Annotated in this window: 17 protein-coding genes; 5 read left to right on the top strand and 12 right to left on the bottom strand. The window is 38.5% G+C overall.

Annotated features, from left to right (window positions below):
• The first annotated feature begins 499 nt into the window (after positions 1 to 499).
• The gene (locus A33I_RS08405; RefSeq protein WP_022628027.1) at positions 500 to 727 is read left to right on the top strand and encodes a YuzF family protein; all 228 of its coding nucleotides are present in this window, start codon (positions 500 to 502) and stop codon (positions 725 to 727) included.
• A 93-nt stretch (positions 728 to 820) separates the two neighbouring features.
• A complete protein-coding gene (locus A33I_RS08410) occupies positions 821 to 1,765 on the top strand; it encodes a nucleoside hydrolase (protein WP_235806180.1) in 945 nt (314 codons plus the stop codon).
• Positions 1,766 to 1,800: 35 nt separating this feature from the next.
• On the opposite strand, the gene A33I_RS08415 is transcribed toward A33I_RS08410, so the two are convergent.
• The 6 genes from A33I_RS08415 to A33I_RS08435 all read right to left on the bottom strand — a co-directional run bounded on the left by A33I_RS08415 (position 1,801) and on the right by A33I_RS08435 (position 6,057).
• Positions 1,801 to 2,100 carry a HesB/YadR/YfhF family protein gene (locus tag A33I_RS08415; protein WP_012959216.1) on the bottom strand — a complete coding sequence of 100 codons (300 nt, stop codon included), beginning with the start codon at positions 2,098 to 2,100 and terminating at the stop codon, positions 1,801 to 1,803.
• Positions 2,101 to 2,422: 322 nt separating this feature from the next.
• Positions 2,423 to 2,641, bottom strand: a complete 219-nt coding sequence (locus A33I_RS08420; RefSeq protein WP_022628030.1) for a hypothetical protein — start codon at positions 2,639 to 2,641, stop codon at positions 2,423 to 2,425.
• Between the two features lie 63 nt (positions 2,642 to 2,704).
• Entirely contained in the window at positions 2,705 to 3,604 is a 900-nt protein-coding gene (locus A33I_RS08425) for a chemotaxis protein (RefSeq protein WP_022628031.1), read from the bottom strand.
• A gap of 141 nt (positions 3,605 to 3,745) precedes the next feature.
• The gene (locus A33I_RS08430; protein ID WP_022628032.1) at positions 3,746 to 4,507 is read right to left on the bottom strand and encodes a SurA N-terminal domain-containing protein; all 762 of its coding nucleotides are present in this window, start codon (positions 4,505 to 4,507) and stop codon (positions 3,746 to 3,748) included.
• Positions 4,508 to 4,771: 264 nt separating this feature from the next.
• Positions 4,772 to 5,056 carry an iron-sulfur cluster assembly accessory protein gene (locus A33I_RS21465; RefSeq protein ID WP_336623224.1) on the bottom strand — a complete coding sequence of 95 codons (285 nt, stop codon included), beginning with the start codon at positions 5,054 to 5,056 and terminating at the stop codon, positions 4,772 to 4,774.
• A 77-nt stretch (positions 5,057 to 5,133) separates the two neighbouring features.
• Positions 5,134 to 6,057, bottom strand: a complete 924-nt coding sequence (locus tag A33I_RS08435) for a dipeptidase (RefSeq protein ID WP_022628034.1) — start codon at positions 6,055 to 6,057, stop codon at positions 5,134 to 5,136.
• 93 nt (positions 6,058 to 6,150) lie between these two features.
• Between A33I_RS08435 and A33I_RS08440 the strand changes: the two genes are divergently transcribed.
• A complete protein-coding gene (locus A33I_RS08440; protein ID WP_022628035.1) occupies positions 6,151 to 6,585 on the top strand; it encodes an Hsp20/alpha crystallin family protein in 435 nt (144 codons plus the stop codon).
• Positions 6,586 to 6,598: 13 nt separating this feature from the next.
• Positions 6,599 to 6,973, top strand: coding sequence for a YppG family protein (locus A33I_RS08445; RefSeq protein ID WP_022628036.1), 375 nt, complete (start codon positions 6,599 to 6,601; stop codon positions 6,971 to 6,973).
• A 1-nt stretch (position 6,974) separates the two neighbouring features.
• Here the strand turns inward: A33I_RS08445 and A33I_RS08450 are convergent, their stop codons facing one another.
• From A33I_RS08450 to A33I_RS08475, 6 genes are all read right to left on the bottom strand, one after another.
• Positions 6,975 to 7,178 (bottom strand): hypothetical protein, encoded by a 204-nt coding sequence (locus A33I_RS08450; protein ID WP_022628037.1) that lies wholly within the window; start codon positions 7,176 to 7,178, stop codon positions 6,975 to 6,977.
• A 236-nt stretch (positions 7,179 to 7,414) separates the two neighbouring features.
• Positions 7,415 to 8,572, bottom strand: coding sequence for an MFS transporter (locus A33I_RS08455; RefSeq protein ID WP_022628038.1), 1,158 nt, complete (start codon positions 8,570 to 8,572; stop codon positions 7,415 to 7,417).
• Between the two features lie 174 nt (positions 8,573 to 8,746).
• On the bottom strand, positions 8,747 to 8,944 hold the full coding sequence (locus A33I_RS08460; RefSeq protein WP_012959229.1) for a DUF2188 domain-containing protein: 198 nt from the start codon (positions 8,942 to 8,944) through the stop codon (positions 8,747 to 8,749).
• 70 nt (positions 8,945 to 9,014) lie between these two features.
• Complete coding sequence (locus A33I_RS08465) at positions 9,015 to 9,800, bottom strand: VLRF1 family aeRF1-type release factor (RefSeq protein ID WP_022628039.1); 786 nt, start codon at positions 9,798 to 9,800, stop codon at positions 9,015 to 9,017.
• A 130-nt stretch (positions 9,801 to 9,930) separates the two neighbouring features.
• Positions 9,931 to 11,148 (bottom strand): EAL domain-containing protein, encoded by a 1,218-nt coding sequence (locus tag A33I_RS08470; protein ID WP_022628040.1) that lies wholly within the window; start codon positions 11,146 to 11,148, stop codon positions 9,931 to 9,933.
• A 68-nt stretch (positions 11,149 to 11,216) separates the two neighbouring features.
• A complete protein-coding gene (locus A33I_RS08475) occupies positions 11,217 to 12,086 on the bottom strand; it encodes an alpha/beta fold hydrolase (RefSeq protein WP_338012129.1) in 870 nt (289 codons plus the stop codon).
• A gap of 87 nt (positions 12,087 to 12,173) precedes the next feature.
• On the opposite strand from A33I_RS08475, the gene A33I_RS08480 reads away from it, so the two are divergent.
• Complete coding sequence (locus A33I_RS08480) at positions 12,174 to 13,706, top strand: HD-GYP domain-containing protein (RefSeq protein ID WP_022628042.1); 1,533 nt, start codon at positions 12,174 to 12,176, stop codon at positions 13,704 to 13,706.
• Positions 13,707 to 13,709 lie beyond the last annotated feature (3 nt).

A 13,709-nucleotide genomic window follows, 5' to 3' on the forward strand; every position in this document is an offset into this window, starting at 1 on the left:
TTTCCGCGGGCGGTCCGGGAGCCTCCTCGGGCTTTCGCCCTGTGGGGTCTCCCCTGGCCACGCACATCCCGCAGGAGTCGATTGCCTTCCGCTCCAATCAACGGAGGAAGGATGTTGTATAGTTCTCCCATTTTTATAAGCAGCTTTTTAGTGAACTTAGCTGATGAACCCAAGCAATTTTATAATTTGAACTGAACGAATAACTATAACGCTTCACACAATAATTAAAAAACGCTATAACCTAGCGGATGAACTATACGGAGACTCCTGTGTGGACTAGAGCAGGAGTGAGATCCCGCAGGGCAGTAGCCCGAGGAAGCTCACTAGCTCCACACGGAAAGCGTAGTGTAGTTCAGAAGCGGCGAGCTTACTCTTACCTCCCATGTTTCTCAGCTTTTCAGCGGCCTGCCTTTTTTTGTAGAAGTCTTACAAAGCAAACACATATTTTAGGCAAACGCATAGGATGAGATTGATATAAATTTAGAGGAGGCGCACGACTATGAATAATCAAAATGACCATCAAGTACCTCAAATGATCAGTTCTGTCGATCCTTATGTGGTTCAAACCCTTCAATCTGTGACAGGAAGTGAAGTTGTCATAGAAACCACTCGAGGGAATGTAAGGGGTACAGTTTCAAATGTGCTGCCAGATCATGTAGTCATTGAATCGAGCAATTCTACTTTCTTTGTCCGTATTCAGCAAATTGTATGGATTATGCCTGTCTAATAATTGCTAGAAGGATCTTCCCCTCATACGGGAAGATTTTTTGTGTCCCTGCATTAGGCATTTGCATAAACATGTTATAAATACCAAATGTTGGTGATAACTTTGAAAAAGATACTTGTATTTTGTGATCCCGGAATTGATGATACAATCGCCCTAATCTACGCCTTTCAAAATCCAGAAATTGAAGTGGTTGGAATCGTGGCTGAATACGGAAATACTAACAGACGGTTCGCTGTTCGTAATGTCCAATACTTGCTATCTTTACTTGGAAAAACAGATGTACCTGTATTTAGCGGGGCTGAACGCGCATTAAGTGGAGAAGAGCCTGTCGCACACCCGACCATTCACGGCGATTTTGGCCTCGGCCCTTTTACACCTCCAGATACGGATGAGAGTCTTCGTGAAAACTTTTGCGACCTCATCCAACTATTAGAAAGATACAGCGATGAATTAACGATTGTCACACTCGGCCGTTTGACTTCACTAGGAATGTTGTTTCTTCTATACCCTAATTTAATGAGTAGAATCACTAATTACCACATAATGGGCGGAGCTTTTTTTGTTCCAGGAAATGTCACACCTGTTGCTGAGGCAAACATTTATGGTGACCCCACAGCAGCACTCATTGTTATGAAATTCGCAAAAAACATAACCTTATTTCCACTTAATATTACCGATCATATTTATATTACCCCAGAGCTTGCTGAACAATTAGACGTTGTAGGCTGCGAAGGTATTTTGTATCCGATTCTTGATTTTTATTATTCTTTTTATCAGAGTCAAATTCCGGATATTGAAGGTAGTCCCGTGCATGATTTAATACCGATGATTGCCCTGACGAATCCAGAGTGGTTTACATTAAAAAACTATTTAATTTATATCCAAAAAGAAGTCGGAATTGCGCGCGGGATAACAAGTGCTGACATGCGCCCTTACGAAACACTGCCACCTGCTCCAATTCACAAAGTGGCAACAAAAATGAATATGACACATTTTGAAGAACATTTACTAGACATTATGACAAGGAAACCAGACTAAACTAGAAAACCAGCACTCAGGTGCTGGTTTTCTAGTTACGTTTGCTCTTCATACACAAATTCAATTTCATCAAATTTGCGGCTGTATTTCACTTTAAGATCGAGGTTTTTAAAATACCATAAGTCCTTTTCTTCAATATAGAAAATAATACCGTCTACTTCTGCCTTTGTACCGATTTTAACCGGAGGATCTTGGCTGATCCCCAGTGAGAACCCGCTTTGAATATTACCGCAGCCTCCATATCTTGCAAAAAAACGGATATATTCTCCCTCTCCCTGTAATTGAAATTCTTCTTTAAACCAAGCTAGTGCCGGCTTTGTAATTTGGATGTCCAACTGCCTCACTCCTACTCAAAATGCGTACATGTATTTCATGTAGTGTAACAAGAAACAATGAACCTTGTCTATCATCTGATTTTCAGCAAGCAGCTAAATCCGCCTAAAAAGTTTCCCTCAAGAAACTTTTTTGCTGCTTGTTGAATATATTGTAGTAAAGAAAAATAAAATCCATAAGGAGATGATAAAGATGAGCTATAAAAAAAGAATTGTCCAATATGCCTATTTACTTACGAAAATGGGAGCTCTATCGGAAGCTCAAAAATCACAGCTGCTCAATGATTTTAAACAAAAAAAATAACGTGAAGCTGTTTGCTTCACGTTATTTAAATCCTTTTCCTTTTGTTAAATGACAAGGAACCCCCTTACCTACTGCCCCAGGATCCTTCATTTTTTCAACATAGGCCATGCCTCTTGCACATGGCGTGCTGCATTTGATACAGGTTTCTGAAGTGACCATTTTTTGTGTAAACGCATATTTTTCACTCGGGGTTTTCTTAGGAACGTGCTTTGCCTTTGATGATTTCTTTTTAGCAGCCATCTCATCGCCTCTTTTTTGCTTAGATGCTGTATCTTATGCAAAGGAGGCAAAACGGTGAGAGGGTTATTTTACAAACGTATCAATCGTTTGAACAAGCTCTACAATCTCAGGCTTACTTATTTGTTTATCTGCTCCTACTTTCTCACCTTTATGATGAAGATCACTCGTAATTAACGAAGAGAAAATAAGAACAGGAAGCTGCTTTAAGACTGGGTCCTGTTTAATGCGCCGAGTTAGATGGTGTCCATCCATTTGCGGCATTTCAATATCAGTAATAATTAAATCAACAGGAAGATCACCATCACTTTGTTTATACTCTTCAAGAACATCCCACGCTTGGCGGCCATTTTCATAAAAAGTGAGCTTTTCATACCCTGCTTCTTTGAGTGTATCAGATAAGAGTTTTCTTAAAATAGCAGAGTCTTCTGCAATCATAATTCTTTTTTCTGAACGTTCTCTTTGGCCGAGCTTCTTAATTTGCTCAACACTTAATCCCGTTTTTGGATTAATATCTACTACGATCTTTTCAAAATCAAGCAGCAAAGACATCTCATCTTCAAGTTTAACAATACCGATTGTATGACTTTCGGCATTCAAAGATAGCTCACTTGGTTTTTCAATTTGTTCCCATGATATACGATGTATTCTTGATACACTGTGGACATGAAAAGCTACCTTCATCTTATTTAATTCAGCGACAATAAATTTATCTTGCGTGGGATCGTCTGATGCAGGAAGGTTTAACACCTTAGCTAGGTCAACCACTGGAATGACCTCTTGTCTTAGGCGGATCACACCTTCTACATGCTTATGAGCATTAGGCGTTAACGTAATAGGAAGAGGATTAATAATCTCTCTTACCTTCAAGACATTAATCCCAAAAGTCCCGTTTGCAACTTCAAACATCACTACTTCTAATTCATTGGTGCCGCTATCTAATAAAATATCTGTCTGATCGTTCATACACCCTCCACCTTCCGAGGCAACTGTTATGTACCTATACCATCTCTATGAGACTTCTATACTGTTAGTGTATAGGATAAAAGAAGGATCCGGCAACTTTTTTATCAAAAAAGCCTGCGATTATATCGCAGGCTTACTTTATTATACGTTTGTTTCAATATCACTTTCTTCTTGTAATTCAGCAACAATTTGATCGCGTTGAGCCATTCTTGCTTCTTGAATTAACTCAGCTTCAATTGAATCACGCTGCTCTTCAAATGAAGGAATTTCTTCCGCTCCGCTTTGTTCTGCCATTTCTACTTGCTGGTCATAAGCTGATTGGATTTCTTCTTCAGAAACCTCTGGAGCTTCTGTTTGTTCTTCAATAAATTTTTGAACTCTTAATTGCTTTTCAAAGTCTTCACGAAGATCTTCAACTGTAAAGCCCTGTTCAGCTAAAAGTTCTTCAAGCTGCTCTTGGGATTCGATTTGAGATTGTGCCATTGCCATCTCAAGCTCTTGGTCGATCTCTTCATCTGTTACTTCAACATCTTCTGAAGCTTGAATGAGAAGGCGGTCCTCAATTAACCCTTGCAGCACACCATCTTTTACTTCTTCAAGCATTGCTTGTCCTTCTTCATCGTTAAAGTCAATCCCAAACTGTGTATACATCATTGCTTGAGATTCAACAGCACGTACATAATCATCTTTCTCGATGTCTTCGCCGTTTACTGTAGCAACAACTTCAGGAATATCCTCAGTATCTAAAGAAAACTCACTTGGAGCTTCTGTTTCTGGATGTTCTGCTGTTTCTTCAGTTTCTGTCTCATCTGTTTCGACTTCTGTCTCTTCGTTGTCTCCACACGCTGCTAGTGTAACAGCTAGTGCAATAGCTGCCATACCTAGTCCTAGTTTCTTTTTCATACATAAACCCCTTTCTTATCTTAAAGCATGTGATGATTGTAACATAATTCAATCAGCACTACATACCACATGCATTCCTCCTAAGCTATTCAGCTATAAAAAATGATCATTTTTAGGAAAGTTTGTGAAACCGAGTCTTTATTAAACCTTGATATTTCAGGGAATTGAAATGGACAAACATTAGAAGGTAAAAAATTATGTAATTCATTTCCTTCTAAACAAAAAAACATTATGAGGTTGATCAACCTCATAATGTTTAATCCATTAACAGCAATCTTGCCCGCCGCCAACCATCACAAGACCCTCGCCTTGTTCAGTTGCCTGCATATCAAGCGTAAGACTAGCTACTTGATCATAAATGCCTTCTTCAAAAGCAACATCGATACCGTTAATGACTTCACGTTTATCAGATTCTGCCGGCTCATCCAGAGCCAGACCAAGCTTGGGGCCTCCTCAGCCCATGCCTGCAAAAACCACGCGAATCGTTTTTAATCCGTGTTCTTGCATCGTTTCTTCTAAGAATGCTTTTGCACTATCAGTAATGTTCATTAGATTCACCTCACTTCGTAGCCTAGTATACTCTATCCCCTATATTTTTTCATCTCTTTATAATGATTAAATGAAAATTACCCTCTAGGTACAATTCGCTTAAAATTCTCGCTTGCAAATCCTTTCACCATATCTTCTGGGTAATACTTTAACAGCTCTTCAATTAATGCAGGAAACTTACCTGAGTGCTCTAATTGATTGATATATACATTAATTCCATCAAAGTCAGAGCCAAAACCGATATGACTTGCTGCACCTAGGCTGCATAAATAGTCAATATGAGTAAGCAGATCTGCTATCTCAGCAGTGTCTCTGCCGGTTGTAAATAAAGGATGAAAGACAACGCCGATATAGCCGTCTTTTTCAATCAAAGCTTTGATTTGGTCATCATTTAAATTTCTTGGATGGTCACATAAGCTGTAAGCATTTGAGTGGCTGGCAATTGGATATCGAGCTAGCTCCATCACATCCCAAAACCCTTTTACACTTAAGTGAGAAACATCTGTAAGTACATGATGCTCATTATTCATTTTTACAACCTCACGTCCTAATAGCGTCAGCCCAGCTCCGCGAGGTTCACCTACTCCATCTGCACATAAATTTGCTTGATTCCAAGTCAGCCCAACTGATAATACCCCTAGCTGATACAACGTTCTAAGTTTGGTTAAGTCATCTCCAATTGGATCAAGGCCCTCAAGAGTTAACACCGCTCCAACTTCGTCACTTTTTAGATCATCCAATTCAGACCAACGTTTAATCCATTTCATACCGCTTGTTGTAGTTACTTTTTGATGAAAAAGGTCTGCTTGTTCAAGCGCTGCCTGAAATTTCTGATCACTATTAATAAAGGGTTCAACAAATATAGCAAATAACTGAGCTTCCACACCTCCTGCCAATAAGCGGTTGGCATTTGCCTCAATCTCCGGCTCATCAAGAAATGTTCGATCATGATTTTCCCATAATTTAAGCAAAGCATCACAGTGTGTATCGATAATTTTCAAGGTCATCCCCCCCCTAGACATTTACTCACCTTTTACAAAGTCATGACATAGATATAATACAGAAAAACAATTGCATAATTGGAGGGATTTTCAGTGTCTGAGAAAGAATCATGGTCCAGAAAGCTCCCTCAAGGCTATCAGGACATATTAAAATCAATTGACGATTTTTTTCAACAAACTCATGAGCGGTTAGTTGATCACCCTTTATTTACACCAACGATCCCTATTCGATTTAGCAGGGGAACATCTGAGTTAAAGATTGAAGCTGAGCTTCCGGGAGTTGATCGTAAGCAAATTACGATTGATGTGTATAACCAAGGCATTCATATAAAAGTTCAGGAAAATGAAGTCATAGATGTAACAAACGATCAAAATCAGATTCGGAGACGCTCTGAAACACACCGAATTCGGGAACGTTTTATTCCACTAGGGTTTCATCCAACAGAATCTGAGATCCATGCTAGATATAAAAATGGGCTGCTCATTATTACCGTTCCCTTAAGGTCAGAACGAATAGATATTCAATAAGGAGGAAATCCAAATGATGAATCATCCTCATTGGAACCACTACAGCCAACCGCATCCATATCAACACACGCCGCATCACCCGCAACCGCAACGTCGTCAAAGGGGATTTATGCAGCAGCCCCCGATGGCAAAGAAACAGGGATTTAATCAACAACTGCCTTATCAAAGCTCTTTAAACCAATACTCACAACAACAACAACAATCGTTTAACAGCAAAAAGCCTTCTTTAATTAAGTCGGCTTTTACTGGGGAAGATGGTAATTTTGATGTCGGAAGAACGTTTCAAACCGTGGATCAAGTCGTTAAGACGGTGCAGCAAGTCTCACCAATCGTCAAACAAGTATCCCCTCTTGTTAAACAAGTCAGTGCATTTTTTGTTAAAAAGTAATTTACAATCTTTTTAACTTTAACCCATAAGCTAATGTTTGGTTGGAATTGATTAACTTCAACCCTTGTGAACCAATAAAGTCAACTTTTAAATATGATCCAATTTCATCTAGAGCTTTATGATCATAAATAAAAGGAATGTCATCTACAATAACAAAAGTATCTTCTAAGCCTCGCTCATCCAGAGCGAGGTAAAACTCAATCATCGTGCTTCATTCATATGTATCTCGTGCAACAATTCGAACTGCTTTTTTTGCTAATTCTAGAGACTTTAAATACTCTCTTGATGTATCAGTTAATACGATGTTCACTTTTTTCTACCTCCTGCTGCCATTAAAGTTCTTATCAGTTTATCTGATTATCACGAACTTGTAAAATACAAAAAACAACCCATAATGATTTATATGATGAGTTGTTTAATGAGTTGTTTAATGAGTTGTTTTTAAGCTGCGGAAGAATTCACTTTCGTTTTCTGGTTAAAAATCATCAATCCTGCTACTCCGATTAAAGCACTAGCACCTAAACAGAAATATAGCATTTTAAGGCCAAATCCATCAATCATCCAGCCCCCAAAAAGCGAACCGAAGATGCCGGATAAACCAAAGAATGTTGTAATAAATAAGACATGCCCTGTTGCTTGAAGGTGCTCAGGGATTAATTTATTCACATATTGGAATGCGGCAATATAAAACATCCCAAATGAAATTCCATGAGTTAACTGCAGCGGCAGAACCATCCAAGGTGAAGTAATCATACCCATCAACACCCATCTAATGCTGTAAATAAAGCCAGCAATCACAATAAAGCTTAAGGGATTAAACTTCCTAAACCATAAAGGACTCGTTGCAAAAACAAGCGCTTCAGCTGATACACCGACAAACCAAGCCCAGCCGATCAAAGATTCTGCTCCTCCAAGGTCAACAATATACAACCCTAGATAACTGTCGTTTGCTCTATGAGTAATTGAGATAAAAACGACACATAAAAGAAAGAACATCAGCTTTTTATTTAAACCTATTTTCAGTGCACTAATAATCGTTACTGGCTTATTTGTCCCTTTAACATCCTCAATTGTAAGCGCCATAACGAGTGCTAATACCGCCATTATAATCATTGGGATCATCACACGTTCTACCCCAATGGTTGTCAGCACATAGCCGGTTAATAATGAAGTAGTAGCAAACCCTAGCGACCCCCACATCCGAATCCGTCCAAAACTGACTCCTTTTAAAGTAGCCGTTTTTTGAGACAAGCTATCTCCCAATGCCGTCAACGGTGATAAAAAGAGAAAGAGTACAAACATCATAATTAGATAGCCATAAAATTGCCCCATCAACATAAACCCTGCAGCGGCTATTACGACGCCAATGGCACTTATAACGATCATTCTTTTAATCGTTTTATATTTATCACTCATAAACCCCCAAAAAGGTTGAGCAATAATCGTCGCAAAAGGACCTATTGCCATTAATATTCCTACTTCATTGCCAGATAAGCCATCAGCCTGAAAATATAAAGGAATATAGCTCATCACAATCGTCATCGTAGAATAAGCAAAAAACAAATAGGCCATTAAGCGGTACACGGAACGATACTCCATTCAAACCTCTCCTTACCTGCTTTCCAATAAAACATCCACTATTAAGAATACTCCTATTACACTTAAAAGACTAGGAATATATTAAATATCACTATATTCAGTATTTAGCCAGTCTAAAAAGCAGCCTCTGAATGAGAGGCTGCTTATCATATATCAATATTCAGCTTACTTTAACTATACTGTAATCACTTCTTCTAATTCATGATTACCATCATATAAAGATATTTTACTAGGCTGGTCTTCCTTAGCTAATTCTTTCGCCTTTTCAATGGCTTCCATTTTATTGTTATAAGAATGGACGGGGGATACGTCTTCTACTTTAACCATCCATGCAGAACTATCTTTATTTGGTACAACACTAAATTCTTTCATCAAAAACAACTCCTTTAAAAGATTTGTACAGTTGATTTACCTTCATTTTATTAACTACTTGATCCTGACATTAAGATGCTAACACTTCGCTTACAATTTCATGCCCTTTTATTTTTGTGAAGTTTTTAGGAATGACTGTCACCTCTCTGAAAGTGAGGTGCTTTTCAAACTCTCCGGCAGCTTCATTAGAGCCTGACACGTATATCTCCTGCCACCCTGCCTCTTTTGCCTTTTTCTGAATATCTTGGGCCAGCTGTTTAAACCATCTCTGTTGATTCGCTTCAAAGCGTTGGTCATATTGATCTTTATGTGTAGCACCAGAAGCTGTCCTGTCAGCTGATGCGATTCCTTCATACTCTTTCCAATCTTCATCCTCAATGTCCCAGCTGTAAGCAAATTCCCTATCTACTTCGCCTAAACTCGTCTCAATGACAAACACATCTAATTTTTGAATAACTAATACGCCTACTTTTGGATAGTCCTGTTGAATCTTCTCTAGCTGTTCAATTGCCGGCTTATTCTCCCATCTGAATTCGTTTTCAACCGGCACATTTAATTTTTTTATTTCCCATTCACCATCAGCTGACCCTAAAAAAATAAGACTGCGGGACAGTGAAGTTTGCATGTCTGGAATTTCTTTTGAAGCTTTTTTCTTCAATTTTTTAAATGATTTAAGCTCACTTTCACTACTTGCCTGAATATACTCCTCTATTTTATTTAGGCCATTTTTAAGGCGGATTTTCCATTCTCCTTTTTTCTGGTCGACACTGGATTGATCCGTATTTAAATATATCGTAAGACAACCTTCCGCGCATTGCTTATCCCTTAATTTCTGGAGTTCTTTTTCTAGTGGCATGTACATAGTCCTCCTTTAAAATGGGAGAGTATATTCTCCAATGTTAGAAAACTATAACCTGTATATCGAAAGACTAAACCTTCTTTTTCAAGAAAAACAAAAAAGAGGACAAATGCCCTCTTTTTACCTTTTACAATAATTCATCTTGTTCAAATAGATACGTATACGGTATATCAATAAAAACAAATGCCTCTTCAGCAATTGGGTATGAATACGTTCGAATATGCTCTTCCCGTTCAATATCGGTGTATAAATCAGATAAAATCCCTCGTTTTTCAACATTCATTCTGACGATGTTTTCTAGAAAATATGGGCGCCAGCTCCAGTTTTTATATCTGCCCTCACTCCTTAGCGTCCATTGATCTGTTTCATCCTTTTCAATATTTGAAGATAATTGAAACCCTTCTTGATCACATATATAGATCCTAAAAGCATACTCTCTGCAATCTTCTGCAATCTTTGTTATTACCTCATCATATGTATCTTCTGCTTGAATACGTTTAATAGCTTGCTTGATTTTAACGCTCAGTTCATTCGTTAAACTAAGCTGCGCTTGCATTTTCTTTCTTTCAAAGGTAATAAAATGGTGGAATTCTTTTTGTATCCGTTCCTTGCAAGAACCCTCATCAATAAAATCAGCCTTTGGCATTTGCATATAGTAGCCTTGATAATACCTGCCGCCATTTCTCCAAGCATAATTTAGTTGGTTAAATGTCGATATCCCTTCAAATAATAGAGTTGCTCCTATTTTTCTTGAAAGCATTGTTAATGAATGGTGAACGTCTCGGTAAAGATGAGGCAGTGAATTATTCTCAAGAAAACTCGTATCAATTTTTACAATATTAGGACTCACCATCGCAAGACGCTCCAAATTCCCATTAGATTGCCCCACGTTATCTATGGCAATCCGGATACCCAGGCTTTGAAGATAAGTTAAAAGATGCTTACCCTCTTCCACTTTATCAAGGATCTGCGACTCCTTAAACTCTATAGCAATTCGATCTGCTGGCAAGCCTTGATTAATAAAAGGCATTATTCTATTTAATAAATTTTCCCCATCATCTTTTAACACGATATCTATGTCATTATTTAAAAATAAAATGCTTGTCTGAGCTTCTTCCATATATTTAGTTAGCGCAAGCCGTTGTACATGGTCTTCAACCTCAAGCCTGTATTCATCAGGGATCGACTTATCCTGAAAGAACCAGCCAAGGCTTTCCGCTCCATTTTCCCCTTCAAAACGCGTTAGCACCTCATATCCGACAACGAGCTGCTTATCAGCACTAACAATGGCTTGGAAATACGGTTTTATCTTCTCTTTATTCATCATGACATCTAATGGATCCATTCCTCTACCCCCAATACCGCTCATCAACTATTATTATAGCATATAATGAGAAAGGGGTTAGCTGCCCATTAAGCCTTCTGATTTTTGCTTAAAAAAGAAAGCATTTTATCTGCAACTTCGTCTGGTTTTTCTTCCGACAATAAGTGTCCTGTCTTTCTAAAACAATAAAATTCTGCACAAGGGAGGTCTTCCGATAAGCGCTTGCCAATTCTCGAAGGAATAATAGTGTCTTCATCTCCCCACAGTATTAAACAAGGCTGCATAATGTGTTGCAGGTCCTTTTTATCAAGGTCTCCCTCACGCTGGCGCATTAAGCCAATTAACCCATCACAAAAAGATGGGTCTGTTAAGGGCAGACTGTATTCCTCAATTGCTTCTTTGGTTATTGTCTTTTCGTTATGCACCACCTGAGTAAACATTTTCTGTACATTTCTCTTCCCTATCCACCATTTCATTGCATGTTTAGCAAAAGGAATATATGAAGCATAAATAAATCGTTTTTTCACTCTCTTTAAATAACCTGAGCTTGATAATAAAATGATGGAGGAAATTAAATTTGGCCTCGTTTTGGCTATATATAGTGCAACTTGTCCTCCCATTGAATGGCCAATAATCGTAATGTTCTCCACTTTTAGCAATTCCAGCAGGGCAATCACTAAATCAGCGTACCCTTGAAATGAATAACAAAACGTTCGCTGCTTCCCGCTCCGCCCAAACCCTGGAAGATCCACACAGATGATGTCATAGTATTTTTGTAAATAAGGGATTAAATATCTGAAGCTATAGCTCGATGACACAAAACCATGAATAAAAACCAGCGTGCCACGTTTGGTTTTCTCGGATTGATAACGTTCATAATACACATCCGTACCCATTAAATACACAATAGATTTCAAAGAATGTTCGTTTTTCATGACTACACCTCTCATTTTTGTCATCTTTGTATTGTTTATCCAACCATTTAACCGTAATATAATAGGTAAAAAGACCCTTAGGTTTTAGGATGATTAAAGGGGGATCCGTTTTTGTTAACGTACCAACAATTTGTTAAAAACTTAGCTATATATTACCTTTTTGGGTCATTCATAGCGGTCATAGGTGTAGGAGTTGTATTAATCCCAACCACGTTAGCACTTGAACCAAGAGACCTCCTGCCTCTCGCCTTAATTGTCTTTAGTTCCATTTTGTGCATGATGGGTGTGGAATGGTACTTTTTTAAACGTCATGCCAAATCAATTAAAAATGCCTGCATGGCTGAAGAGCCGTCTTATGAAGAGTTAAAAACTGCTTATTATCAAGCTCATCAATTTCCTAAATTAACTGGATACCGGATACTAGGGCCTCATTTATTTGGTTTAAGTATACCGGCAGTTATACTTACCATTCTCTTTATACGAATAGAGCTTGTGCATATACCTTATGCATACATATTATATGGAATAGTGTGCGCGGTATTAATTGCCGGTATGCATGCAATGATAGAGTACTACCATACATCAACTGCGATCATTCCGATCCTTGATCATATACAAAAAAAGTCGTTACACCTTTATCAAAAAAAGCTCACTTTAGAAGGAAAGAAAATTATTTCTTTAAAAACAAAATTTCAATTAAGTGCTTTATTATTCGGTGCTTTTCCTCTTCTATTATTTAGTTTAGCGACACAAATGAGACTCAGCCAAGGTGAAGCACTTTTAATAGAAGTGTATTGGGTATGGTCTCTCCTTGTTTTGCTTGTCGGCTGCGGACTTTCCTTGTATGGTGCGAGGTTATTATTTTCAATCGTTGCCGAACCACTAAATCATCTCCATGACAAGATGAAAAAAGTTCAAGAAGGCAACTTTGATGTACGGGCCGCAGAGTACTATTCCGATGAATTCTCACAAACCATTAATGGATTTAATCATATGGTGAAAGGGCTAAAAACGCGTGAAGTTATAAATAATCAATTGTATGAAAGCTTTTTTGAGACATTAGCCACTACACTCGATGCGCGTGATTCATATACGGCAGGGCACTCAGTCCGTGTTGCTGAGTATGCGGTTGAAATTGGCAAAAAGGCGGGATTAACAAAAGAACAGCTTCAGACCTTGAGAAAAACAGGACTGCTTCATGACATAGGGAAAATAGGGGTCCCTGATGATGTCCTGCTTAAAAACGGGAGATTGACAGAGGAAGAGTTTAAAGCAATTCAGCTTCACCCTGTTTTAGGTGAAGAAATCCTCCGAACGATACAGCCAGCAGACTTGATGGAAAAACTAATACCTGGTGTTCGCTCTCATCATGAAAGGATAGATGGCGGTGGGTATCCTGACAGGTTGACCGGTGATCAAATCCCTCTATTTGGAAAAATCCTTGCCGTTGCTGATGCATTTGATGCCATGACATCAGACCGTCCTTACCGTCTTGGAATGAGTCAAAAGAAGGCTTTGCAGATCCTTGAAGAAGGAGCAGGAACGCAATGGGACCCGCAGTTTGTGAAGTATTTTATAGAGTGGTGCAATGAGAATAATCAAGCCAATCATGAGCATAAAGAAAAACCTGCAGCAGTGCTGTAGGTT

The sequence above is a fragment of the Alkalihalophilus marmarensis DSM 21297 genome, from assembly GCF_000474275.2.
In the GTDB taxonomy this organism is placed as follows: domain Bacteria; phylum Bacillota; class Bacilli; order Bacillales; family Bacillaceae_D; genus Alkalihalophilus; species Alkalihalophilus marmarensis.

What these genes read in the sequence shown, in the direction of transcription:
- A33I_RS08475 (WP_338012129.1), bottom strand. Translation starts at nt 12,086, where the DNA reads ATGACAAAAATGAGAGGTGTAGTCATGAAAAACGAACATTCTTTGAAA.
- A33I_RS08455 (WP_022628038.1), bottom strand. Translation starts at nt 8,572, where the DNA reads ATGGAGTATCGTTCCGTGTACCGCTTAATGGCCTATTTGTTTTTTGCT.
- A33I_RS08405 (WP_022628027.1), top strand. Translation starts at nt 500, where the DNA reads ATGAATAATCAAAATGACCATCAAGTACCTCAAATGATCAGTTCTGTC.
- A33I_RS08425 (WP_022628031.1), bottom strand. Translation starts at nt 3,604, where the DNA reads ATGAACGATCAGACAGATATTTTATTAGATAGCGGCACCAATGAATTA.
- A33I_RS08445 (WP_022628036.1), top strand. Translation starts at nt 6,599, where the DNA reads ATGATGAATCATCCTCATTGGAACCACTACAGCCAACCGCATCCATAT.
- A33I_RS08470 (WP_022628040.1), bottom strand. Translation starts at nt 11,148, where the DNA reads ATGGATCCATTAGATGTCATGATGAATAAAGAGAAGATAAAACCGTAT.
- A33I_RS08420 (WP_022628030.1), bottom strand. Translation starts at nt 2,641, where the DNA reads ATGGCTGCTAAAAAGAAATCATCAAAGGCAAAGCACGTTCCTAAGAAA.
- A33I_RS08460 (WP_012959229.1), bottom strand. Translation starts at nt 8,944, where the DNA reads ATGAAAGAATTTAGTGTTGTACCAAATAAAGATAGTTCTGCATGGATG.
- A33I_RS08465 (WP_022628039.1), bottom strand. Translation starts at nt 9,800, where the DNA reads ATGCCACTAGAAAAAGAACTCCAGAAATTAAGGGATAAGCAATGCGCG.
- A33I_RS08430 (WP_022628032.1), bottom strand. Translation starts at nt 4,507, where the DNA reads ATGAAAAAGAAACTAGGACTAGGTATGGCAGCTATTGCACTAGCTGTT.
- A33I_RS08450 (WP_022628037.1), bottom strand. Translation starts at nt 7,178, where the DNA reads ATGATTGAGTTTTACCTCGCTCTGGATGAGCGAGGCTTAGAAGATACT.